At 43.6% G+C, this 23,410-nt stretch carries 18 protein-coding genes and 1 tRNA gene; 10 read left to right on the top strand and 9 right to left on the bottom strand.

What is annotated here, in order from left to right; translation table 11 throughout:
- Positions 1 to 138 precede the first annotated feature (138 nt).
- The 7 genes from AB6811_RS04880 (at position 139) to AB6811_RS04910 (ending at position 7,941) form a co-directional block, all read left to right on the top strand.
- A complete protein-coding gene (locus tag AB6811_RS04880; RefSeq protein ID WP_369489316.1) occupies positions 139 to 798 on the top strand; it encodes a DNA alkylation repair protein in 660 nt (219 codons plus the stop codon).
- A 63-nt stretch (positions 799 to 861) separates the two neighbouring features.
- Positions 862 to 1,617 carry a Bax inhibitor-1/YccA family protein gene (locus AB6811_RS04885; protein ID WP_369489317.1) on the top strand — a complete coding sequence of 252 codons (756 nt, stop codon included), beginning with the start codon at positions 862 to 864 and terminating at the stop codon, positions 1,615 to 1,617.
- 111 nt (positions 1,618 to 1,728) lie between these two features.
- Positions 1,729 to 1,989 (top strand): type B 50S ribosomal protein L31, encoded by a 261-nt coding sequence (locus tag AB6811_RS04890; protein ID WP_369489318.1) that lies wholly within the window; start codon positions 1,729 to 1,731, stop codon positions 1,987 to 1,989.
- Positions 1,990 to 2,091: 102 nt separating this feature from the next.
- The gene (locus tag AB6811_RS04895; RefSeq protein WP_369489319.1) at positions 2,092 to 3,282 is read left to right on the top strand and encodes a GlmU family protein; all 1,191 of its coding nucleotides are present in this window, start codon (positions 2,092 to 2,094) and stop codon (positions 3,280 to 3,282) included.
- 192 nt (positions 3,283 to 3,474) lie between these two features.
- Positions 3,475 to 5,931 carry an endopeptidase La gene (gene lon / locus AB6811_RS04900; protein WP_369489320.1) on the top strand — a complete coding sequence of 819 codons (2,457 nt, stop codon included), beginning with the start codon at positions 3,475 to 3,477 and terminating at the stop codon, positions 5,929 to 5,931.
- Between the two features lie 119 nt (positions 5,932 to 6,050).
- Positions 6,051 to 6,521 carry a pantetheine-phosphate adenylyltransferase gene (coaD, locus tag AB6811_RS04905; RefSeq protein WP_369489321.1) on the top strand — a complete coding sequence of 157 codons (471 nt, stop codon included), beginning with the start codon at positions 6,051 to 6,053 and terminating at the stop codon, positions 6,519 to 6,521.
- Between the two features lie 4 nt (positions 6,522 to 6,525).
- Entirely contained in the window at positions 6,526 to 7,941 is a 1,416-nt protein-coding gene (locus tag AB6811_RS04910) for a TlpA family protein disulfide reductase (RefSeq protein WP_369489322.1), read from the top strand.
- Here AB6811_RS04910 and AB6811_RS04915 read toward each other — a convergent pair.
- Complete coding sequence (locus AB6811_RS04915; protein WP_369489323.1) at positions 7,938 to 8,558, bottom strand: NUDIX hydrolase; 621 nt, start codon at positions 8,556 to 8,558, stop codon at positions 7,938 to 7,940. The genes AB6811_RS04910 and AB6811_RS04915 overlap by 4 nt on opposite strands.
- On the opposite strand from AB6811_RS04915, the gene pyrE reads away from it, so the two are divergent.
- On the top strand, positions 8,557 to 9,186 hold the full coding sequence (gene pyrE / locus AB6811_RS04920; protein WP_369489324.1) for an orotate phosphoribosyltransferase: 630 nt from the start codon (positions 8,557 to 8,559) through the stop codon (positions 9,184 to 9,186). The genes AB6811_RS04915 and pyrE overlap by 2 nt on opposite strands.
- A gap of 18 nt (positions 9,187 to 9,204) precedes the next feature.
- On the opposite strand, the gene AB6811_RS04925 is transcribed toward pyrE, so the two are convergent.
- Positions 9,205 to 9,906: an MORN repeat-containing protein gene (locus AB6811_RS04925; RefSeq protein ID WP_369489325.1), complete on the bottom strand. Its 702-nt coding sequence runs from the start codon at positions 9,904 to 9,906 to the stop codon at positions 9,205 to 9,207.
- An 86-nt stretch (positions 9,907 to 9,992) separates the two neighbouring features.
- On the opposite strand from AB6811_RS04925, the gene AB6811_RS04930 reads away from it, so the two are divergent.
- Positions 9,993 to 10,065, top strand: a tRNA-Phe gene (locus AB6811_RS04930).
- A 25-nt stretch (positions 10,066 to 10,090) separates the two neighbouring features.
- On the opposite strand, the gene AB6811_RS04935 is transcribed toward AB6811_RS04930, so the two are convergent.
- From AB6811_RS04935 to gpmI, 4 genes are all read right to left on the bottom strand, one after another.
- Positions 10,091 to 10,594 (bottom strand): hypothetical protein, encoded by a 504-nt coding sequence (locus AB6811_RS04935; protein WP_369489326.1) that lies wholly within the window; start codon positions 10,592 to 10,594, stop codon positions 10,091 to 10,093.
- Between the two features lie 142 nt (positions 10,595 to 10,736).
- Positions 10,737 to 12,101 carry a dipeptidase gene (locus tag AB6811_RS04940; RefSeq protein ID WP_369489327.1) on the bottom strand — a complete coding sequence of 455 codons (1,365 nt, stop codon included), beginning with the start codon at positions 12,099 to 12,101 and terminating at the stop codon, positions 10,737 to 10,739.
- A gap of 22 nt (positions 12,102 to 12,123) precedes the next feature.
- A complete protein-coding gene (locus tag AB6811_RS04945) occupies positions 12,124 to 12,702 on the bottom strand; it encodes a DUF3109 family protein (protein WP_369489328.1) in 579 nt (192 codons plus the stop codon).
- A 12-nt stretch (positions 12,703 to 12,714) separates the two neighbouring features.
- On the bottom strand, positions 12,715 to 14,235 hold the full coding sequence (gpmI, locus tag AB6811_RS04950; RefSeq protein ID WP_500812347.1) for a 2,3-bisphosphoglycerate-independent phosphoglycerate mutase: 1,521 nt from the start codon (positions 14,233 to 14,235) through the stop codon (positions 12,715 to 12,717).
- Positions 14,236 to 14,515: 280 nt separating this feature from the next.
- Between gpmI and AB6811_RS04955 the strand changes: the two genes are divergently transcribed.
- The gene (locus AB6811_RS04955; RefSeq protein WP_369489330.1) at positions 14,516 to 17,401 is read left to right on the top strand and encodes a LuxR C-terminal-related transcriptional regulator; all 2,886 of its coding nucleotides are present in this window, start codon (positions 14,516 to 14,518) and stop codon (positions 17,399 to 17,401) included.
- A gap of 2 nt (positions 17,402 to 17,403) precedes the next feature.
- On the opposite strand, the gene AB6811_RS04960 is transcribed toward AB6811_RS04955, so the two are convergent.
- The 3 genes from AB6811_RS04960 to AB6811_RS04970 all read right to left on the bottom strand — a co-directional run bounded on the left by AB6811_RS04960 (position 17,404) and on the right by AB6811_RS04970 (position 23,406).
- Positions 17,404 to 19,224 (bottom strand): family 16 glycosylhydrolase, encoded by a 1,821-nt coding sequence (locus tag AB6811_RS04960; RefSeq protein WP_369489331.1) that lies wholly within the window; start codon positions 19,222 to 19,224, stop codon positions 17,404 to 17,406.
- Positions 19,225 to 19,337: 113 nt separating this feature from the next.
- Complete coding sequence (locus AB6811_RS04965) at positions 19,338 to 21,584, bottom strand: glycoside hydrolase family 3 N-terminal domain-containing protein (RefSeq protein ID WP_439655710.1); 2,247 nt, start codon at positions 21,582 to 21,584, stop codon at positions 19,338 to 19,340.
- A gap of 61 nt (positions 21,585 to 21,645) precedes the next feature.
- Entirely contained in the window at positions 21,646 to 23,406 is a 1,761-nt protein-coding gene (locus AB6811_RS04970) for a PKD domain-containing protein (RefSeq protein WP_369489333.1), read from the bottom strand.
- Positions 23,407 to 23,410 lie beyond the last annotated feature (4 nt).

Here is a 23,410-nt window from a genome sequence, read left to right on the forward strand (position 1 = left end):
TCATATTCGTCTAATCCGACTCATTCCGATTCATTCCGACCCATTCCTCAAAATTCATGGCACTTAGACTGAACTATTTTCCCCAAAACTTTGAAACGGCACTTTTTCAGTGTAATTTTGAGCAAAATTGGAAAGCTTATGGCAACGTTGGAAAAGGTCTTGGAGATAAAATCGCAGGTAATGCACAGGGCTAATGGCGAAGTGGCAGAGAACATGCGTATGGCCGGTATTATTTACAAGGTGAACTATGGCGTTCCTATTCCTGAGCTCAAGGAGTTGGCAAAGCCCTATAAGGGCGACCATGACCTGGCGTTAGAACTTTATGCCGAAGATATCAGGGAGTGTAAAATACTGGCAAGCCTGATTGCCGACCCTGAAAGTTTGACAGGTGAACAGATTGATGAGTGGGCTGCGGAGTTTACCAACCCCGAAATTGTGGAACAGGTTTGCGGAAACTTGTTCTGGAAATCGGAATTTGCGCTTTCGCGTAGCATTGAATGGTGCCTTAGCAACGATGAGCTTTTGCGTAAAGCAGGTTTGCTAATTATTGCCCGTAAGGCATCCGATACAGCCATTAAAGAGAGTTTGCTTGAACCTTATATCGGCATCATTGAGAATATGGCCGAGGAGATGACCGATTTAACCCAGTCGGCAGCTCAGTTCGCCTTACGCGAAATTGCTAAACGCAGTCCTGAACTGGCTGCAAGGGTTTCGGAAACAGCCAGTAGGATGACCGAGACCGAGAACGAACTGGCTGCTTGGGTTGGTAATGAGCTACTTTTTGAATTAACCGAATAATCTGCTATTTTGCACGGCATAATTTTTGAATAATGTGTATTGAATTTTAAACAAGGTATCTGTATGAACTTAACTAAATCGTCAAATCCTGCCCTATCGGACAGGATATTTTCAAAAGCTGGTTTTGCTTCGGGTGCTGAGGTAATGACACTTCAGGGAACTTTGAATAAGGCATTGCTGATGCTTGCGCTGGTAATTCTGGGGGCAGCTTATACCTGGCGTATCTTTTTTGAGAGTGTCAACCCCGCATCGGTTGTTCCGTGGATGTTGGTTGGAGGAATAGGCGGTTTTATTACATCGCTGGTGGTGATATTTGCGCCCAAAACGTCACCTTACACTGCTCCGGTTTATGCTTTGCTTGAGGGGATTTTCCTTGGTGGAATATCGGCCTACTTTGCATCATCGTATGGTGCTGGTATAATAATGCAGGCAATTGGGTTAACCCTAGCCGTTTTCTTCCTGATGCTATTGGCTTACCGCAGCGGAACAATCAGAGCTACAGGAAAATTTAAGGTGATGGTTTTAGCAGCCACTGGCGCTATTGCATTAACCTACTTTATTTCCTTTGTACTCAGTTTCTTTGGCATAAGCTTGGGTTTTATTCATGGTAGCGGAACCTTTGGAATCATCTTTAGCCTAATAGTGGTTGGTGTTGCAGCGCTAAATATTATTATCGATCTCGATTTTATTGATAGGGCTTCAGCATCGGGTGCACCCAAGTTCATGGAGTGGTATGGAGCATTTGGCTTGATGGTTACCCTTATCTGGCTTTACATTGAAATTCTTAAACTGCTTGCCAAGCTGAACAGGCGAAATTAAAACTTATCCGGATAAATCATTTTTTAGCTGCAATAGTTTGATATTTAAATATAAGTTGATAACTTTGCAGCCCATTAAACCGAAGTTGGAAGTAAACAAATTTATAATACAATGAAAAAGGGAATACATCCGGAAAATTACCGTCTGGTGGCATTCAAGGACATGTCCAATGAGCATGTATTTATCACCAAGTCGGCTGTGAACACCAAGGACACTATTACTATCGATGGAGTTGAGTATCCTTTGGTAAAGGTTGAAATTTCGAACACTTCACACCCATTCTACACCGGTAAAGTTAAGTTGGTTGACACCGCCGGTCGTGTGGATAAGTTCATGAACCGCTACAAAAAGCACATGGATAATAAAAAGTAATGTTGCTCAAATAATTCAGGAAAAGCTCTTAGGTATAAGAGCTTTTTTTGTTTTAAGAGGGTTACTTTTTTTGGTAACTTTGTTCAAAATAAATCGATTTATATGATTAACACCATAGTTCTTTTTGATGACCAAAGGCGCGACGATTTACTGCCTTTAACCTTTACCCGTCCGGTGGCTGAAATCCGCATGGGTATTCTTACCATATCCCAAAAGTGGTCAATGCTGACCGGGGCATCGGTTCACTATTTAACGCAGGATTACCTTCAGGCCAAATATCCAAATGCCCCTAAAGGGGAACCTGTTTTGTTTGTAAATGGAGGTGTTTGCCCCGATGGCAATTTGGTTGATAAAATAAGAGCGCTCAAGCCTAACCAGGCAATTGTTAAGGGCGACACGCTTATAGTGGCAATGCTTAATAGCACAGTGGACACTTTACCCGCAGCAGGCTTGTTTGAGATGACGTTTGAGTATCCGGATGATATTCTCGAGGTCAAGTATCCCTGGGATATTTTCCGAAACAATGGCGAAGCCCTGGTTCGCGATTATAGCCTTATCACTAAGGGGCGGAAGTCGCAACCAATTTCAACTACCAATACTGTTTTAAACCCTGAGAATGTTTTTATTGAGGAGGGTGCTCGCGTGGAGTGCGCAATTCTTAATGCCGAAACTGGTCCGATATACATAGGGAAGGATGCCGAAGTAATGGAGGGTTCCATAGTGCGTGGCCCGTTTGCCCTTGGTGAGCATTCAGCGCTGAAAATGGGTGCAAAAATATATGGCCCAACCACCGTTGGCCCATACTGCAAGGTTGGCGGCGAGGTTAATAACAGCGTGTTTTTTGCTTTTTCAAACAAGGCTCACGATGGTTTTATCGGTAATTCGGTAATAGGAGAATGGTGTAATCTGGGCGCCGATACCAATAACTCAAACCTCAAAAACAATTACGCTTCTGTAAAGCTTTGGAACTACCGAAAAAAGGGATTTGTTGATACCGGATTGCAGTTCTGTGGGCTAATAATGGGCGACCATTCAAAATGTGGCATAAATACTATGTTTAATACCGGCACAGTGGTTGGTGTAAGTGCCAACATTTTTGGCGATGGTTTCCCCCGAAATTTTATCCCTTGCTTTTCATGGGGAGGGGCAGCCGGCTTTACAACCTATCAACCCCAAAAAGCTTTTGAAACCGCCCGGATTATGATGTCGCGTCGCGATTTGCCTTTTACCGATATCGACAAGGAAATCCTACTTAAGGTTTTTGAGCTAACTCAAGAATACAGGATGTATTAAGGGTAAAGGATAAAGGGTAAAGGATAAAGGATAAAGATTCAGGATTTAAAGGCCTATACCGCTCTGAGGGGTTCAAGGTTTTAATACCAACAACCATCAACTACTTTTTGGCATAGCAATTGACCATATAGTAAGCTGGGTTAGTTTTACCCTTTAATGTGTCATATTGTCAGAAAATTGAGAGGAGATAAAATGAAGAAAAAGTTTGGACTATCAATACTAAATCAGCAAATGGACGATACTAACGATTCAGAAGTAAACTTTATACCCATTTTGGCAGAGGGCGAAGTGCCCGAGGTCAAAAAGGCAGATATCCCCGATGTGCTACCCATAATGGCATTGCGTAACACTGTTCTCTTTCCCGGTGTATTGATGCCAATTACCGTTGGGCGGGAGAAATCGCTAAACCTAATTGCAAGTCTACCACCAAAAAAGAAAATAATTGGAGTGCTCTCGCAGGTCGATGCCCGTGTTGAGGATCCCTCATCAGGCGATCTATTTAAGGTTGGCACCATTGCTCAGGTTATTAAGGTGCTTGAACTGCCCGATGGCAACTCGTCAGTTATACTTCAGGGATTATCGCGATTCCGTGTCGACCAATTTGTAAGTGAGGAGCCCTACTTTATGGCTCGCGTTTTGGAACTGGCTGAGCTTTTACCAAGCGAGGACGATACAGAGTTCATAGCCTTAACCGAGTCAATAAGGGATCTCACCATTCGAATAATACATCTTTCGCCAAATCTACCCAAGGAGGCTTCGTTTGCAATAAAGAATATTGATAACCCCAAAATGCTTGTGAATTTTATATCGGCAAATAGCGATATTAAGACTGATGAAAAACAAGCATTGCTTGAAGAGCACGACCTTAAGAGACGGGCTGAGCAGCTGCTGCGAATATTAACCCGTGAGCTGCAAATGCTTGAGTTGAAACACGATATTCAGAACAAGGTTAAGCACGATCTTGACCAGCAGCAGCGTGAGTATTTCCTTCAGCAGCAGATGAAAACCATTCAGGATGAGCTCGGAGGAAACCCCATTGAGCAGGAGATAAATGAGCTCAAGGAGCGCGCTAAGGCCAAAAAGTGGAGTAAAGAGGTTGCTGAACATTTTGATAAGGAGGTCAACAAGCTCAACCGTATGAACCCCATGGCTGGGGAGTATTCGGTTCAGCTGAACTACGTTCAGCTATTGCTCGACTTGCCGTGGAATGAGTACACCAATGACAATTTCAACCTTGATCATGCCAAAAACATTCTCGATGAAGACCACTTTGGCCTTGAGCAGGTAAAGGAGCGTATCCTGGAGCATTTGGCTGTGCTCAAGCTTAAAGGCGACTTAAAGGCGCCAATCCTATGCTTATACGGACCTCCGGGAGTGGGTAAAACCTCGCTTGGCAAGTCGGTTGCCAGAGCGTTGGGTCGAAAGTATGCTCGTATCTCGTTAGGTGGAATGCACGATGAGGCTGAGATTCGTGGTCACCGCAAAACGTACATTGGCGCCATGCCCGGCCGCATAATTCAAAGCCTGAAAAAGGTAAAATCGTCAAATCCTGTCATCATCCTCGATGAGATTGATAAGGTGGGTAAAGATTTCCATGGCGATCCCGCTTCGGCTTTGCTGGAAGTGCTCGACCCCGAGCAGAATAGCACATTCCACGATAACTTTGTGGAGGTGGAATATGATCTTTCAAAGGTGCTGTTTATTACCACTGCCAATACCGTGGCTACCATAAACCCTGCGCTACGCGACCGTATGGAAATGATTGAGGTTAGCGGGTACAGCTTGGAGGAAAAGGTAGAGATTGCTAAGCGCCATTTGCTGCCCAACCAGCTCAAGGAGCATGGCTTGAATAGTGATGCCTTGGAGTTGAGCGATAAAGTATTGGCAAAGGTAATTCAGGAATACACCCGGGAGAGCGGCGTTCGAAACCTGAACCAGAAAATTGCAAAGCTGGTTCGCTATGCTGCCCGCATGATTGCCTCGGAGCAAAAGTATAATCCCAAGCTAACCAATAAGGATGTTGAAAAGATTCTTGGAGTTCCGCGCTATACAAAGGAACTTTACCAAGGCAACGATATTGCTGGTGTTGTTACCGGTCTGGCTTGGACTGAAGTTGGTGGCGAAATCCTTTTTGTGGAAACCAGTCTTAGCCGCGGTAAGGGTAATCTCACCCTAACGGGTAATCTGGGCGAGGTAATGAAAGAGTCGGCCATTCTGGCCCTTGAATATATAAAATCGCACGCCGATTATCTTGGAATTAAACATGAGGTTTTTGAGAAATGGAATGTACACATCCATGTACCCGAAGGGGCAATCCCAAAGGATGGGCCTTCGGCTGGTATTACAATGGTGACCTCACTGGCATCGGCATTTACCCAGCGTAAAGTTAGGGCAAACTTAGCAATGACTGGGGAGATAACACTTAGAGGCAAGGTGCTGCCAGTAGGTGGTATCAAGGAGAAAATACTTGCCGCTAAACGTGCCAACATTACCGATATCATTCTTTCGGCTGAGAATCGCAAGGATGTTTCCGAGATTGATGCTGCATACGTTAAAGGGTTGAAATTCCATTACGTTAGCAACATCCACGAGGTGCTTGATTTAGCTTTGCTAAACGAGAAGGTCGATAAACCTATGAATATTGATTAGCCGTGAATATAATGCATGAGAATACCCTGAATTAAGGGTCTTTTTTTGTTTATTAAGTATTAAGTCGTCAATTTTACCTATAATTGTATGAAAATTGCTGGAGCTAAATAAACTTAGCCATGGAAAAAGTTGCCCTGTTTCCGGGTTCGTTCGATCCTATTACAGTCGGTCACGAATCAATTGTTTACCGATCATTATCCCTTTTCGACAAGGTGATAGTTGCTATTGGCTATAACGCCAATAAAAAGGCTTTTTTCAGCATTGAAAAAAGGATTGCCATGATCCAAAAGGTGTTTGCTCAGGAGCCACGCGTTCAGGTGATTAGCTACGAGGGCCTTACCGTAGATCTTTGCAATAGGCTTGGCGTTCGGTACATCCTGCGGGGACTACGTACTTCAGCCGACTTTGAGTTTGAACGTGCCATAGCGCAGGTAAATAAGCTAATGCATCCAAATATTGAAACGGTATTCATGCTTACTGCACCCCAGCACACACCCGTTAACTCAACCATTATCCGCGATATTCTTTTGCATAATGGCGACCCATCGCAGTTTATCCCATCAGCCATTAACATCAAGGATTATCTTTAAGCTTATGGCTAAATTGAGGTTTCTTTTATTATTCTTACTGCTGTTTATTGGCGTAGAGTGTAAAATCGGTGCCCAGGAGGCCATGATTTTTGGCAATGCTGCTGAATACAAGGGCTCCGATATCATATTTTATACCTATTCCGATTACATAACTGAAACCGAATACGAGGTTGGTAGGTGTAAGGTTGAGCGCGATGGCAAGTTTAGCGCAAAGCTTAAAGTGCTTGAAACCAGCTTTGTTTTTGCCCACCTTGGAGTTTATAGGATTTATTTCTTTGCCGAGCCTGGTAAACGGTATGAGCTAGTGCTTCCCCCACGCGAGGATAAAACCGAGGCACAACGACTCAATCCTTTTTTCCGTGAAACCGATTTGCAGGTGGGCATAAAAAATGTTGATAGGAACGATATCAACTTCCTGATAAATGCATTCGACTTGCGCTTCAACCAAGATTTTGATCAGATTGTGCAGGATGCATACCGTGGCCGTCAGCATAATATCGATTCGTTAATAACCAGAATTGAGGAAAAGTTTGCCGGAACCGGCAACCGGTTTTTCGATGCTTACCGTGAGTACAGGTACGGTTTGCTCAGGCAAATCACCTTCATAAAAAAATCTACTGCCACATCAAAAGAGCTGTTTCTGAATAGGCCTATACTGTACCGTAACCCGGCATACATGGAATTGTTCAACCTGGTTTACGACAAGTACTTTTTGTTCTTTTCAAGAACATCGCAGGGGAATGCCATTTTTGATGATATTTCGCGCTACAAGAGTTTGGGCAGGCTTAAGCGTACCCTTGCCACCGACGATGTGCTTAGTAACGATACCCTGATGGAGATGGTAATTCTTAAATCGTTGCATGATGAGTTTTTCAGCGATAATTTCTCCCGATCGGCTCTGCTTACCATTCTTGACTCCATTTACAGAACCACCACCATACCGGAACATGTGATAGTTGCGGAGAATATCAGGAACAGGATTACCAAGCTTTTACCGGGTTTTGTTCCTGCACCTTTTTCGCTCAACGATGTTAATGGTCGCGAGGTTTCGCTTGATAGATTCAAGGGTAAGTATGTTTACCTGAACTTTTGCACCACTACAAGCTACACTTGTTTAAAGGAGTTTGTTCAGCTTGAAAAAATAAGCAAGCAGTACAAGAAGCATCTGGAGGTTGTCACCATATCAGCCGACGATAATATCGATGATTTAAAAAGTTTTTTGGAAAACAGTAAGTACGATTGGACATTCCTACACTTTGGGAATAAACCGGAAATACTCAAGGATTACGATATACGTGTATATCCAACGTATTTTTTGATTGGGCCTGACCGGAAAATGATTCTTTCACCAGCGCCTTCGCCCGAGGAGGGCTTTGAACGCCGATTCTTTCAATTGCTCCGAAGCAAAGGAGAAATTTAGTCCAACTCCTTGAGAACAGAGATCAGGCTTGAGTAGCTATCGGCAAGGTATACAAAGATATCGGAACGCTTAACCCACTTTACCTGTTCTATTCCCTCTTCGGTTTGGGGTTTTAGATTATCGCATTTAGTAGTGTACATATTAAACCAATGCGTGGATTTTAGCATTTGCTTGCCATTTAAAGTATAGGTGTGGTAGGTTGTTGTAATTTGCTTTCCAAGAGTAATGCCTTTTACCCCGGTTTCCTCGCTAACTTCGCGTAAAGCAGCATCAGGAATTGGTTCGTTAGGCTCTACCTTGCCTTTGGGCAAATCCCAGCGGCCAAAACGCTTAATGAGTAGAATCTCATTCTTGTCATTGCATACAACTCCACCGGCTGCCTCAATGTGGTTAAAGCTGTTAGTGAAATGTTTCATTGTTGTTTTGGGATCGGAGGAGCAGGCAAAAAGTGTGGACACCTCGGTATGGCTTTGGAAAAAATCGATTAACTTTGAAATGTCTTCGGGCTTAGTGTCGCCCCAACAGAAAAATGTAGAGTCGGCTATGAGCACTTCTTGGGGGTCCGAAGTGATAATAAATTTGCGATTGTAAAAGAAAATGGTATAATTCAAGGTCATGGATAGCAAAGTTATAGCCAATAAATTACTGCAAATAAACGCAATAAAGCTTAATCCTGCAAATCCGTTTACTTGGGCATCGGGATGGAAATCGCCCATTTACTGCGATAACCGAAAAACATTATCGTTTCCGGAGGTTCGCAATGCCATTTGCGATGGCTTTGTAAAGGTAATAAAGGAGAGGTATCCTCAGGTTGAGGTTATTGCCGGAGTTGCCACCGGAGCCATTGCCCATGGAATGCTTGTAGCCGACAGGCTAAATCTACCTTTTATTTACGTCCGTTCAGCGCCCAAATCGCATGGTTTGGCAAATCAAATCGAAGGCGATTATAAACCCGGCCAAAGGGTAGTGGTAATTGAAGACTTAATATCAACCGGAATGAGCAGCCTTGCTGCTGTTGATGCTCTTCGCGATGCACATTGTGAGGTTCTTGGCTTGCTGGCCATTTTTTCGTATCAGTTCGATCAGGCAGTAAGTGGCTTTGCTAAAGCCGGTGTTGAGTTTGCAACACTATCGAACTACTCAGTGTTAATTGAGGCAGCATTAGAACAGGGTAGCATTACTCCAACAGAACTTGAGTTGCTTAAAAGTTGGAGACAAAACCCTGAAGAGTGGGGAAGGCGTTGAGCCAGTTGGCGATATCGCCTAGTTAAATAGATTTATTGCCCATTCTCCGGCTTCGTTTATTATAAACTCAAAGGTTACATCGTACCAAACGGTTCTGAGTGCATTGGGTGTTTGATATGTTATTTTACAGTTTACCGGGAAAAGGATGTTTTCAAAGCCGGATTTCTCGCCTAATTTAAATGGGGAGCCTGTATCGCAAACAATTTGAAGGTTGGTCACAAGATTGTTTGTGGTCCCGTTTTGAGTAAATGCAATTAGTATTCGGTTTTCCGAACCGGTTTTAGTTATGGTATAACGCTGAACATTCCTTGCATTTATAATTTGGTACTTAGGAGGTAAGATTTTATGGTGTAGTACTCCTTTTTGCCAAAAGCCTGTATATATTGAGTCTTTCCCGTTGATTTTGCCCTTAAAGATACCCTTTCCGTCCATTTGGCCATTATAAAAGTTACCCTCGTACTTATCGCCATTTGCCCAGGTGTATATACCAAAACCATGAGGTAGTCCATTCTTGAACCTCCCCTCGTAGCTATCGGTACCCCATGCCTTGCCTTTTCCGTGAGCCAAACCATTTTTGCACTTTCCTGTATAAGCTGCCGATATTTCAGGGAGAAGCACTTTACAATCCTGATTTTGAGCATAAAGAGCCCCTTGATTACTGTAGGTGATAACAACAAGTAGTGTTACACTTTTTAGGATGGAAAAAACATTCTTTTTCATAGCCATTTAGGATGTTTGTAATTTTTTTAGTTGATGTTTTGCACGATTAAAAAATTGAATATATATTTGCACCGCAATTGAGCGCTGGTGCCATAGCTCAGTTGGTAGAGCAAAGGACTGAAAATCCTTGTGTCCGTGGTTCGATTCCACGTGGCACCACAGCCCCCGGTAAATGGGGGCTTTTTTATTTCACACTATCGGGACTTTCGGGCCTAAAGAATAGTTCCTTATCCATTATCAAATCCCATGCATCGGAGTTTAGAACTGTTATTACACGGTTTTGCGGGTCAATAAAGAAAAGTTTTTCATCCTTTTTCACCTCACCATCAATTCCCTTTGTGGTGAATTGGTGTGTTATGGTATAACCCAAAAAGTCGGTGCTATTTTCATCTAGCAGCCTTTTTAGGCTATCGATAGTATTCTGGTTTGGGTTATCCTTTGATTTCTCAGTATTTAGAGCAATCTCTATGCTGTGGGTGCGGCTGTTGAACCGGTAGCGTGGGGTTAGCTCGCCAAACTCTAATGGCACGTAGTTGGGGTATTCGTCTTTCCGGTTTTCCATCCAACTCTTTATGGATTGCTGAACAATTTCATCGGTAGTGGCAGCCTGCTTTTTAGTTTCCTGCTTGCAGGAAACAATTACTGCTAATCCAATAAGCAGTGCAAATATCATTTTCAATTTTTCCATGGGTATTATAGTTGTTATAATTTTACCGAATTAAAAAACTTACTGAAAAAGAGTAAAAGCTGTCAGTAAATTTACAATAATTTTAAAGGAAACGGAATGGATCAAAATAAAAAAAGGGGCACAGCCCCTTTTTTCAAATTTTCTACTTTTCGCTAAAATATTTGTAGAATCGGGGTATAACTTCAATTCCTTTGAAAAATTGTTCAAGTGGATAGTTCTCGTTTGGTGAGTGGATGGCATCGGACTCAAGCCCAAAACCAAGAAGGATTGATTTGATTCCAAGCACTTGCTCAAAAGTGCTTATAATAGGAATGCTGCCCCCGCTGCGGAAAGGAACCGGTTTAATGCCGTAAACATCCTCAATAGCCCTACTGGCAGCCCTATAGGCAGGAGTGTTTGTGGGAGCTACATACCCCTGTCCGCCATGGTGTGGGGTAACCTTTACTTTTACTGATTTTGGAGCAATTGACTCAAAATGCTTTTTGAAAAGTTGAGCAATTTTCTCGTGGTTCTGGTTGGGTACCAGTCGCATCGATATTTTAGCGTAAGCCTTGGAGGGAAGAACGGTTTTAGCTCCCTCGCCAATATATCCTCCCCAAATGCCATTTACATCAAGCGTGGGGCGAATTCCTGTGCGCTCCATGGTAGTATATCCGGCTTCGCCATGGATATCATCAATATCCAGAGCTTTCTTGTAATCGTCAAGATTAAAAGGAGCACGAGCCATATCGGCGCGTTCTTCGGGGCTCACCTCCAACACATCGTCGTAAAAACCGGGAATGGTAACGCGATTATTCTCGTCGTGGAGCGAGGCTATCATTTTGGCAAGGATGTTTGCGGGGTTGGCAACGGCTCCGCCAAAGAGCCCCGAGTGAAGGTCGCGGTTTGGTCCGGTAACCTCAACCTCAACATACGCTAATCCCCTAAGCCCGGTTGTAATTGATGGGACGTCTTTCCCTATCATTGATGTATCGGAAACCAGAATAACATCAGCTTTTAGCATCTCCTTGTTATCCTGGCACCACTTACCAAGGTTTGGTGAACCAATCTCTTCCTCACCCTCAATCATGAATTTAACGTTACAGGGCAGGGTGTTGGTTTTAACCATCAGCTCAAAGGCTTTAGCATGCATAAAGCCTTGTCCCTTATCGTCATCGGCACCACGGGCAAATATTTTGCCATCGCGAATTTCGGGTTCAAAGGGTTGCGATTTCCAAAGCTCTATTGGGTCAACCGGCATTACATCGTAATGGGCATAAACCAAAACGGTTGGGAGTTTTGGATCGATAATTTTTTCGCCGTACACCACCGGATTGCCCGGAGTTGGCATTACCTCAGCCCTGTCGGCTCCGGCTTTGAGTAGCGTTTCGCGCCAGTATTCTGCTGCCCTAACCATGTCGGGTTTGTGTTCCGAGATTGAGCTGATGGATGGAATTCGGAGCAGCCCGAAAAGCTCGTCGAGAAAACGTTGTTTGTTCTCCTCGATGTAGGCTTTGATTGTATCCATAAGATTTGGTTTTAGTATTTAGCTATTCTGTTCGTAAAGATAACAATTTTGCAGCGTCCTCAAGCTGGCCATAAAACTCTTTACCGTAAGCGCGGATTATAGCATCCTTAAGGAACCTGTAAACAGGCAGGTCTATTTGCTCACCCAACTCACGTGCGGGAGCGCAAACATCCCACTGATGGTAGTTGATTGCAGTAAAGGTTGAGTATTCTTTTACCCTAATTGGGTAAAGGTGGCACGATATAGGTTTACGGAAATCAACTATACCATTGTTCCATGCTTTTTCAATGGCACAGGTTGCTATACCATTTTCAAATACAGTAAAAGCACATTCCTTGCCGTCATTGAGCGGGGTAACCAAATCGCCATCGCTATCGGTAAGGGCAACTCCTTGCTCCTGAACGGTAGCAATACCCTGGGGTGTCATGTAGGGTTTAACCTTATCGAGGATTTGCTCAAGGGTAAGAGCTTCGTTGGGTGTTAAGGGTGCACCGGAGTCGCCGTGAACACAGCATTTCCCTAAACAACGCGGCAGGTTGCAGCAAAACCGTTGTTCCAGGATCTCGCTGCTTACCACCTTGTTGTCTATTTCTATCATCATTTATCTAACTTTTTACTGGCAGAGAACCGTTCCGGTCATTTCCTGTGGTATTGGAAGCCCCATCATGGTAAGGATAGTTGGAGCTACGTCGGCCAGAATACCATTCTCTACCTTTTTGAACCTGTCGGAAACCAGGATGATGGGAACAGGGTTAAGTGAGTGTGCCGTATTAGGGGAGCCATCGGGGTTTAAGGCATAATCGGCATTGCCATGGTCTGCAATGATTACCACCTCGTAACCGTTAGCGGTTGCGGCATCAACTACCTCGCCAACACATGCATCAACTGTTTGAACAGCCTTTTGAATGGCGGTGTAAACACCGGTGTGCCCTACCATGTCGCCGTTGGCAAAGTTAAGGCAGATAAAGTCGTGTGTTTTCTTATGGAGTTCGGTAACAATGGCATCTTTTACCAGGGGCGCGCTCATCTCGGGTTGTAGGTCGTATGTGGCTACCTTGGGCGAGGGGATAAGAATGCGGCTTTCGCCCGGGAACTCTTGCTCCCTACCACCCGAAAAGAAAAAGGTTACATGGGCATACTTTTCGGTTTCGGCAATACGCAGTTGTTTCAGGTTCTGATTGCTAACCACCTCGCCAAGGGTGTTCAGTAGGTTATCCTTTTCGTAAATAACATTAACATTCTTGAACGTGTCGTCGTAGCGAGTCATGGTAACGTAATGCAGTGGCATGGTTTGCATACCAAACTCGGGCATATCCTTTTGGGTAAGCGCAATGGTTATTTCACGGAGTCGGTCGGTGCGGAAATTGAAGCAGATTACCACATCGCCTTCACGGATAAGGCCAACAGGCTTACCTTCAGCATCAACCCGCACAATGGGCTTTATAAACTCATCCGTTACGCCTTCGGCGTAGGACTCTTCAATAGCCCTAACTATATCGGTAGTGGGTTTACCCTTGCCATGAACCATCAGGTCGTAACCCTCTTTAATGCGTTCCCAACGCTTATCGCGGTCCATGGTGTAGTACCTACCAACCAACGATGCAATAATGCCATTACTTGATTTTAGGTGATCTTCAAGGCTTTTCACAAAGCCAAGGCCGCTTTGTGGATCGGTATCGCGACCATCGGTAAGGGCATGTATGTAAACCTTACTTAATCCGTATTCCTTGGTAATTTCGCATAGCTTATACAGATGCTTGTCCAGCGAGTGAACTCCACCATCGGAAACCAATCCTATAAAGTGAACTGCCTTGTTATTCTGCTTGGCATATTGTAGTGCGTTGACCAGAACTGGCATTTGGGCCAATTTGCCCTCCTTGATATCTTTATTGATGCGAACCAAATCCTGGTAAACAATTCGTCCGGCGCCTATGTTGAGGTGACCCACCTCGGAATTTCCCATTTGACCATCGGGCAATCCAACATTCTCCCCGCTGGTTAGTAGCTGAGCGTTAGGGTATTTACTGGTGAGCCTATCGATGTTAGGTGTTGGAGTGCTATAAATTACATCCGATTTGTCTTTGTTCCCAATTCCCCATCCATCGAGAATCATTAAAAGGACTTTACTTTTAATCATACTAAAGTGTGCTGTTAAAAGGTTAAAAACTTTCTGAAAATTCTTTATTCAAAAAACGTTTACAAGTTCAAGTTTGTTTACTGAGTGGAGCACAAATTTACTCTTTTTTGGCGATATTGACCCGTGGTGAAAGGTTAACAAGTGTTGTAATTCCGAAATCGATTTCTAAATTCAAGTAACTAATAAACAAATGTTTATATATTGATACTTGTTTGCGATTTTTTATATTTAGATTTAATTTCATAACTTTCTGTGCTAATTCATTAATGAAGGATAGATGAGAAAGCTGATATTCATCGCTTTTGCGATTTTTGCAACAAATGCTTTTTCTCAGATCAATACTGCAGGGTTACCTATCATAAAGCATTACCCCAAATCGGTATATGGTGCAGGAACCCAAAACTGGTCTATTTGCCAGGATAGTCGTGGATTTTTATATTTTGCCAACAACAACGGGTTGCTCCGATACGATGGCAACAGCTGGGATTTATTCCCATTGCCTAACAACCAGCTAGTCCGATCTGTTTACTGTAGCGGCGATACAATTTTTGTGGGGGCTTTTGAGGAGATAGGCTACTTTGTATATCACCGTCAGGCCGATATGGTTTATCACTCATTAATCAGCCTAGTCACTAAAACCGATGTAAATTTTGATGAGGCTTGGCGGATATTTAAGATCGGTCCTAAATACATTTTTCAAACATTTAGCCACATTCTAGAATACAGCAAAGGAGAAATGCACGTCTTTAGGGCCCCTGAACTGCTTCAGTTCTCGTTTGTGATGCGGGGAAACTACTACGTGCAGGGTAAGGAGGGAAATATTTACCGTTACCAGAATGGTAGCTTTGATAGATTCAACGATAACGGTATTTTCAACGGAAAGCAAATTTGGGCATGCTTCGAAATATCGGGCGGTAAAACCTTGCTTGCCACCATAAACCATGGCGTTTGGATTTTCGATGGAATTACCTTTACACCCTGGAAAGGGCAGGTTAACGATTTGCTTAAAGCGTACCAGGTGTTTTCGGCATCGAGGGTAAGTGGTGGTTACATAGCCTTTGGTACCATTCAGAACGGGTTAATCATTACCGACGATCAGGGGAATCTGGTTAAGTTTATCAATAAATCAACCGGGTTACAGAATAATACCATTTTAAGCACTTTTGTTGATAATGCCAATAATCTTTGGCTGGGTTTGGATAACGGGATCGACTACATTGAGCTTAACTCACCCCTCAGCTTTATTGGTGAGGGGTTAGGGCTTGAAGGGGCTGTGTATGCCACAAAAATTTTTGACGGGAAAATATTTGTAGGTACCAACCAGGGGCTTTACGTGGCCTCATGGCCTATTGGCGTTTTTGTAGATGGCACCAAGCCTTTCCGAATGGTTCCTTTAACCAAAGGACAGGTATGGTCGCTTTTTGAGAGCGATGGCAAGCTCTACTGTGGCCATAACTTTGGTACTTTTATTATTGATAAGGGCTTGAATGTTAGGCTGATATCGCATGAGGAGGGCTCATGGATGTTTTTACCCATTCGTAGCGTTCCCGACCTTATGATTGTTGGTAAGTATAAGGGTCTTCATCTGTACTCAAAAGCTAATGGTGAATGGAGGTACCTTAAAAAGATTGCAGGATTCAACGAGTCGTCAAGGTTGTTGGTTGAGGATGATAACGAGAGTATTTGGATGGCCCACGGCTATAAAGGTATTTTTAAGTTGATGCTTAACCAAAGTAAGGATAGCATTAGGTTTTCAACCCTTTACGATAATACAAGAGGGTTTCCGGGTAAGTTTGCCATAAATGTTGAAAAGATTGGAAATCAGGTTGTATTCCTTACCTCACAAGGTGTGTATAGGTATAACTCCCTTACCGATAATATGGAGCCCTACCAGGAGCTGAATCAGATTATTGGCGATGCTACAGGCGTTCGGCGTATGGTTGAGGATGAAAAGGGAAATATATGGATATTAAAGTCAAATGGTCTTCTAAAGTTAGTCCGCGAAGCAGATGGATCTAAAAGGGTTTATCAAACCCCCGTTAGCCGATTTGGCCCGAACCTCGTAGCTTCGTTTGAAAATATCTATGTTTACAATCATAGTAATATATTCATTGGTACTGAAAATGGGTTGGTGTATTACAGCAGCCTTTATAATCCTGAACTGCAAAAAAACGAGTTGTATTGTGCTGTAAAAAGTATCAGCTCAATTGGTAAGCATGAAAGCGTGATTTTCAACGATTATGCTTTAACAGGCAATGGAGGGTTGTATATTCCATTTAACCAAAATTCAATTCGGGTTACAGCGGCTGCCCCTGTTTACAATGCAGGCGAAATTACATTTAGCTTTTTACTTAAGGGCTACGATAATGATTGGAGTCCGTGGCAGCGTGATAATGCTAAGGATTTTAGCCAAATTCCCTACGGTGAGTACAACCTAATGGTTCGCGTACGCGATGCAATGGGCAGAATATCTGAACCCACTGTTGTGCATATTCAGGTTGGTTTGCCCTGGTACTTTACCTGGTATGCTTTTATTCTTTACTTGGTACTTTTGGTAGCTGCCTTTTATACGCTTCGCATTCTTGTTCGGAGGAAGGTTCAACGTGCCACTGCAAGGGTAAAAGAGCAAAAGAATTTGGAGCTAAAAGTAAAGGAGGAGGAGCATAAGCGTCAAGTGCTTGAGGCGGAACGGGAGATCATAAGGCTTAAAACAGAGAATCTTCAGGTACAGATTGAACACAAAAACCGTGAACTAGCCGCAACTGCAATGCAAATTGCGCACAAGAACGACTTCCTTAACAGGCTTAGGTTAAGGCTTGAAGTTATTGCTAAATCAATTAACCCTGTTTCTCAGAAAGAAGTGCTCGACCTCATCCGAAATATTGACAACGACTTGAAGATGGACAAGGAATGGCAGCGCTTTGAGCACCATTTCGATGAGGTTCATAGCGGGTTTATCAAGAAGCTTAAGGAGTTGTATCCGGAGCTAACACCCAGCGAACTTAGGTTGTGTGCTTACCTTCGCCTTAACATGACCACAAAGGATATTGCCCAGATACTTAATATTAGCGTTCGCGGGGTGGAAATAAGCCGATACAGGCTAAGGAAAAAGCTCAAGATTGAAAGCGATACAAACCTGGTTGATTTTATGCTGAACCTGTAAGGCTAAAGCTTAATAAAACTGCCAGTTTGTAGCAAGTTTGTATGTGTAATTATTCTTACGCTGTAAAACCCATTTGGAAGGTCTGAGATATTAATTTCACTATCACTATTTGAAATAATTTCTTTTACAAGAACACCTGCAATGTTAACTACTTGAATTTTTACATTTCCCTTTAAAGCGCTTGAGTTGATTTTGATATAGGTTGATGCAGGATTTGGGTAAATTTCAAATCTGCTTATTTTATTCTCACTTGGCGTAAAGATGGTTAGCAGTGTATTGCTCAAAACAACATCTGAAATCCACAATGAATCAGATGCGGCTTTGCCGTAAACGCCATAGTTTACATAAAATCGAACACCAGCAATTTGATGGTAGTTTACTTGCTTTCCATATTCAGGAGTGTTCGACCCCCAGTTGTTGTTAAAGTCGAATGAGTAGTAGTGGAATACACCATGGGGTTCAACGGGGTAAAAGCGGAAAACAGGCGATACATCGGTTAGCCGGCCATCAGTGTCGAAAAGGTCGGCGCGCATTACTACCGATTTGCTTTGGTTGTAGGTCATCATCTCCACATTGAGGGCTGTAAGGTTGCTCATGTCCACAGGGCTTTGAAATGTATAGGTGAAATACGGAAAGTCTTCAGGTTTAGTAATATTGTAGCTAGCCTTCAAAAGCGTATCGACAGCTGAAAGCGTGATGGTGTTGGGGCTGGTATTTAAACCAGCCCAACCCATAAGTCCATTTTCTTTTACGTTTAACAGGCTAAACCTATCGCCGGTTGGAATAACGGCTGTTTTTACTGTCTTGGTGTATGTTCCACCAGCTTGCGGGTGTGTAATTTCTACTGATACATCACCCTGCACATCTCCCCAGTTTACAACAATTGAGTTAGTTCCCTGACCGCTAACAATGGTTGCACCTGCAGGTACACTCCAGCTGAACGTTGCATCGGCAACATTCTGAATGCTGAATGTTACGCCCGTTTGGTTTGGTGAAACGTATTCGGGACCCGAAACCTTCAAGGCCGATACATCGATATATTGGTAAACCCGAACATAATCAACATACATTTTTTGTGGCCAAATATTGGGGTCAACTCCTTGAGCACCACCCCAGTTGCCGCCTACGGCAATGTTGAGAATAAGATGAAAAACCTGATCAAATGGCCAGGTTTTGTAATCCTTGTGCTCATTGTCAAAGGTGAAGTACTTATTATTATCAACATAGATGTCGATTTTTTCGGGGGTCCATTCAAGAGCGTAAAGATGGAAAGCGGTTTCGGCATCGGGAACCGAGATTGTTGCGGTTTTTTGAGTGCCAAGAACATGGTTGTAGGCTTCGGTGTGAATGCTTCCGTGCACTACCCCGGGGTCGTAGCCAACATACTCCATGATATCAATTTCACCACTCTTAGGCCAACTGCCATAAACCCAGTTGGTGGGTAGCATCCAAATGGCAGGCCATGTCCCAGTGCCCGAAGGCAGCTTGGCGTAAGCTTCAACTCTACCGTAAAGCCAATCGCCTTTATGGCGGGTAACTAATCGGGCCGAGGTGTACTCGCTACCCTCGTACTGTTCCTTCCGAGCTTCAATTATTAGTTTCCCATTCTCAACGCGAGCGTTTTCGGATCGTGCATTAGTGTAGTACTGTAGCTCATTGTTTCCCCAACCTCCTCCACCTACATCGTAACCCCACTTATCGGTGGCAGGCAATCCTGTGTAGTTAAACTCATCGTTCCATACCAGGACCTTAACCTGAGCAAGGCTTGTAAAGGGGACTACCAGTAGTAGTGCTATGATGCTATTGATAAACTTTTTATTCATTCGTTTTTGTTTTTTAAGAAAAAGGCTTTCGGGAATTGTCCATCTCACCTAACCATACTTATACGAAAAAAAACTTTTTTTGGACAATTAATCCGAAAGCCTTTTACCCAAAGTTACTTCAACCTAAAACTCAATTCTTGCAAGTCGCGGCTGTTGCCACCTACAAACACCTTGAAATCGCCGGGTTCGGCTTTAAATTCCATGGTGCGTGTATAAAAAGCCAGGTCGCTTGCGGTAAGTTTAAACATTACCTTTACGGTTTCTCCTTTTTTGATGAACACCTTCTCAAAACCCTTTAGCTCCTTAACTGGTCGGGTAACAGATCCCACCATATCGCGAATGTAGAGCTGTACAACCTCTTCGCCATCGTAATTTCCGGTATTGGTCACATCTACCCAAACTTTAAGGGTATCGCTCATGCCAATTTCATTGGCGCTAATACCAAAATTACTGTAATCGAAAGAGGTGTAGCTAAGTCCGTAGCCAAATGGGTAAAGCGGTGTATTTGGACTGTCAATATACTTTGAGGTGTACCTTTCGGTTTCAACCCGTGGTCTGCCGGTGTTTTTATGGTAATAGAATAAAGGAATTTGTCCAACATTACGGGGGAAGGTCATTGGCAGTTTGCCCGATGGGTTGTAGTCGCCAAAAAGTACATCGGCAACGGCAGGGCCTCCCATTGTGCCCGGGAGCCATGCTTCCAGAATTGCAGGAACTGCATTATCCATCCACTCAATGGTTAACGGACGACCGTTCATGAGAACAACCACCATGGGTTTCTTAAGCTCATTGATTGCTAAAACCAGATCCTTTTGAACTCCAGGTAAATCGAGGAAAGCCCTACTGAGCGCCTCGCCCGACATCATGGCCGCCTCGCCTACTACCAAAACAACAGCATCGGCTTTGCGAGCTGTGGCTATTGCTTCGGCAAATCCAGCTTTTGAATCGCCTGTAATATCGCAACCCTTTGCGTGAATTACCTTTGTGTTGGGTAATTTTTGACGAATACCGGTCAAAACCGATACAGCATCCTTGCCTTCACCCCTTGCTGACCAGGTTCCAATGATATCCTCGGTATTATCGGCTAATGGGCCAATAACTGCAACGGTGTTGAGTTTCTTGCTAAGTGGCAACACTCCATCGTTTTTTAGCAGAACCATCGATTTACGTGCAACTTCACGTGCAATCTCCAGGTGACGAGGGTTAAGTATTAACTCTTTCTCTCGGATTGTATCGCAGTAGCGGTAAGGGTCATCAAACAGGCCAAGCATGAATTTAATGCGAAGAATACGCCTTACGGCATCATCAATCTGCTTTTCGGTAATCTTGCCATCGGCAAGCAACTTCTTAAGCTGATGTATGTAGATATGACCCTCCATATCCATGTCTATTCCAGCATTCATGGCTAGGTCGGCTGCTTGGTAGTCGTCAGAGGCAATCCCATGAACCAGCATCTCGCGTATTGAGGCCCAATCCGAAACAATAAATCCATTAAACTGCCATTCGTCCTTAAGGATATCCTTAACCATTTCCTTGTTACCAGTAACGGGTACACCGTTTAGCTCGTTGAACGACGACATAAATGTTCCAACACCAGCATCAATGGCAGCCTTGAAGGGAGGTAGGTAAACTTCGTGCAGTGTTCTGTTTGAAATATCTACCGTATTGTAATCGCGGCCTCCCATTGCTGCTCCATAGGCTACAAAATGTTTGGCGCAAGCAACAATAGTTGATGGGTCAGCCAACGATGAGCCCTGAAAACCTTTTACCCGTGCTTTTGCAACAAGCGAACCGTAGAAAGGATCCTCTCCGGCTCCTTCCATTACACGCCCCCAGCGTGGGTCACGGGCAATATCAACCATTGGTGCAAAAGTCCAGTGCTGCCCTGCAGCAGCAGCCTCTATGGCTGCAATACGTGCCGATTTTTCGATGGCATCTAAATCCCAACAGGCTGCCTCGCCCAGCGGAATGGGGAATATGGTTTTATAGCCATGTATTACATCGTAGCCAAAAATGAGCGGGATACCCAAACGGCTCTCCTCTACAGCAATTTTTTGCACCTTATAGGTGTAGGCTGCACCATTAACGTTGAGCATGCTTCCCACTTCACCTTTCCGAATAGCATCCTGGTACTCAGTTGCAAAGGTGATAGGGCCAGTAGTCTCTCCATTACCGGTTAGCTGGTTTAGCTGGCCTATCTTCTCGTCAATGGTCATAAGCTTTAGAACCGAGTCAACTTTCCCTTCAATTGCTGGATCGATAGATAGTTTGCCCCCCGAATGGTCCATTGTGGCTTTATTGCCACTACACGACCATGCTGCCAACGTTACAACTGCAATTATTAATTTCAATTTCATCATTTTCCGTTTTTCGGGTTTAAACAGGGTAACCCGTTAAGGATTACCCTGTGAACAGTATAGTTTACTTAAGCCCTTCGATATGAGGCCCAGCCAAATCGTCGAGGTGAACGCTAGAGGTTCCTCCGTTGTTACCGGGATTAATCATAATACGGACAACATTGTAGAAATCCTTATTAAAGTTAGGATCAGTAGTCACATCCGAAGTGTAAATGTCACCTGTCCAATCCCAACCTGCACCAACTCCGGCAAAGTTAAACTCGGCAATTTCCCATTTATTATCATTCTGGATGGTGTAGATCAAATCATGGGTTCCAGTTTGCCAAGCATTACCGCCTCGGTCAGTGTTTTCCAGTTTCAAAAGTACCTGGTCGCCAGCCTTACCGTAAACCAAAACCTTGAAAACGGGTTGAAGAGTAAGGTCAAATCTATATCCATCGGGGAGTTTGGTATAAGCATTTGCCCATTGTGCATTGTACTTAGTAAATAAAGCGCAGTGTGCACTACGGTTCGGATACATACTATTATCAGGGTTGCTAACAATTTCAATAGTAGCACCACCATCGGCTTGATCAACTTCCATGGGAACCAGAGTGGTTTCGCCAAAATCGTTGTACATCACCATGGCATCAAGTAAATACTCCTGATATGAAGGATGATTATTTTCAACATTTACAGTTGTTGATTTAGTAAATTCTTGATCGTTGGCATATACGGTTACGGTTACACTGTATGGGCCTTTTCGCATGTAGGTATGTAATACAACTTCACTTGAGTTGGAGGTTTCATAGGTAGAACCATCGCCAAAAGAGTATACAATGTTTGAAATTGTAAAATCAGATGGAACGCTTAAATTATCAAGAGTAAACTGATATTCATTAGGATTAGCAGTAGTAGAAACACCTAAATCGTACGAAATGGTAGGCTTTACATATCCTTTAGGAATCAACTTATGGTAACGAGCTACACCACCAACTGTACGCAAGTGAAGAAAGTTCTCATTCCATTCTAAAACTTCGTATTTGCGAGGATTACCATCATCGTATGAAATATTACCCGATTGGCTTGAAATCTGGATATAGGTCTTTCCATCTTCTTCGGAAACCGACCAAGTTAGGTTGCCACGGGCAGCATCGTTGGTGGTCATATCGATATCGTAGGCATCACTCCAAATTTCAGATAGGTAGTAACCACCTGCAATACCATCCTCATCGGCATTTCCATCGTGGTTTACGTGTGTAGCTCCATGAGTGTTAATTGTGTACTCAAATCCAATGAGTTTAAAAGTAAACTCATCGTCGTAGAGATAGTGTCCCGATTTAGCAAGGGGAGTCGCAGCCCACCACACGGGTGAATACGAATCGGCTGGTCCAACACCCAAATGTGCATCGTTAAGGCTATCGATTACCCAAGTCTTTCCGTTGGCTGCATCGGCCCCTCCTGTAAGAGCAGTAATGAACGGGCTTTCAAGGTATGACCAGTCGGTCTCTGTTTGTTCTAACTCCTTTGTTTTAGATGTACTACCACCCGAGGCATATAGGGTTAGAGTGATATTATAGGTTTTAGCAAGAGGGTAGTATGCAGTAACTGAATTCCCAACAGCTTTAATACCGTTGCCCAGATCCCAGTTTGCAATTCCTTTTACTGTAGATGTGTTAGTAATTACAAAGTGAAATGCATCATCGCCAGGGGTAATGGTAAAATCTAGCTGTTCAGTTGTAGGGGCATTCCCAATATTTGGTTTATCTAGTTCCATGGGCTCGCAACCAAACCAGGTAAGCCCAACAAGAACCAGAGCGGAAAATATGATGTGTCGTTTATTCATAGCT

It is taken from the genome of Tenuifilum sp. 4138str (genome assembly GCF_041102575.1).
Taxonomy (GTDB): Bacteria; Bacteroidota; Bacteroidia; order Bacteroidales; family Tenuifilaceae; genus Tenuifilum; species Tenuifilum osseticum.

Excerpts from the sequence above, each read along its gene's own strand:
- AB6811_RS04880 (WP_369489316.1), top strand. The coding sequence starts at position 139 with ATGGCAACGTTGGAAAAGGTCTTGGAGATAAAATCGCAGGTAATGCAC.
- AB6811_RS04885 (WP_369489317.1), top strand. The coding sequence starts at position 862 with ATGAACTTAACTAAATCGTCAAATCCTGCCCTATCGGACAGGATATTT.
- AB6811_RS04890 (WP_369489318.1), top strand. The coding sequence starts at position 1,729 with ATGAAAAAGGGAATACATCCGGAAAATTACCGTCTGGTGGCATTCAAG.
- AB6811_RS04895 (WP_369489319.1), top strand. The coding sequence starts at position 2,092 with ATGATTAACACCATAGTTCTTTTTGATGACCAAAGGCGCGACGATTTA.
- lon (WP_369489320.1), top strand. The coding sequence starts at position 3,475 with ATGAAGAAAAAGTTTGGACTATCAATACTAAATCAGCAAATGGACGAT.
- coaD (WP_369489321.1), top strand. The coding sequence starts at position 6,051 with ATGGAAAAAGTTGCCCTGTTTCCGGGTTCGTTCGATCCTATTACAGTC.
- AB6811_RS04910 (WP_369489322.1), top strand. The coding sequence starts at position 6,526 with ATGGCTAAATTGAGGTTTCTTTTATTATTCTTACTGCTGTTTATTGGC.
- pyrE (WP_369489324.1), top strand. The coding sequence starts at position 8,557 with ATGGATAGCAAAGTTATAGCCAATAAATTACTGCAAATAAACGCAATA.
- AB6811_RS04915 (WP_369489323.1), bottom strand. The coding sequence starts at position 8,558 with ATGACCTTGAATTATACCATTTTCTTTTACAATCGCAAATTTATTATC.
- AB6811_RS04925 (WP_369489325.1), bottom strand. The coding sequence starts at position 9,906 with ATGAAAAAGAATGTTTTTTCCATCCTAAAAAGTGTAACACTACTTGTT.
- AB6811_RS04935 (WP_369489326.1), bottom strand. The coding sequence starts at position 10,594 with ATGGAAAAATTGAAAATGATATTTGCACTGCTTATTGGATTAGCAGTA.
- AB6811_RS04940 (WP_369489327.1), bottom strand. The coding sequence starts at position 12,101 with ATGGATACAATCAAAGCCTACATCGAGGAGAACAAACAACGTTTTCTC.
- AB6811_RS04945 (WP_369489328.1), bottom strand. The coding sequence starts at position 12,702 with ATGATGATAGAAATAGACAACAAGGTGGTAAGCAGCGAGATCCTGGAA.
- AB6811_RS04955 (WP_369489330.1), top strand. The coding sequence starts at position 14,516 with ATGAGAAAGCTGATATTCATCGCTTTTGCGATTTTTGCAACAAATGCT.
- AB6811_RS04960 (WP_369489331.1), bottom strand. The coding sequence starts at position 19,224 with ATGAATAAAAAGTTTATCAATAGCATCATAGCACTACTACTGGTAGTC.
- AB6811_RS04965 (WP_439655710.1), bottom strand. The coding sequence starts at position 21,584 with ATGATGAAATTGAAATTAATAATTGCAGTTGTAACGTTGGCAGCATGG.
- AB6811_RS04970 (WP_369489333.1), bottom strand. The coding sequence starts at position 23,406 with ATGAATAAACGACACATCATATTTTCCGCTCTGGTTCTTGTTGGGCTT.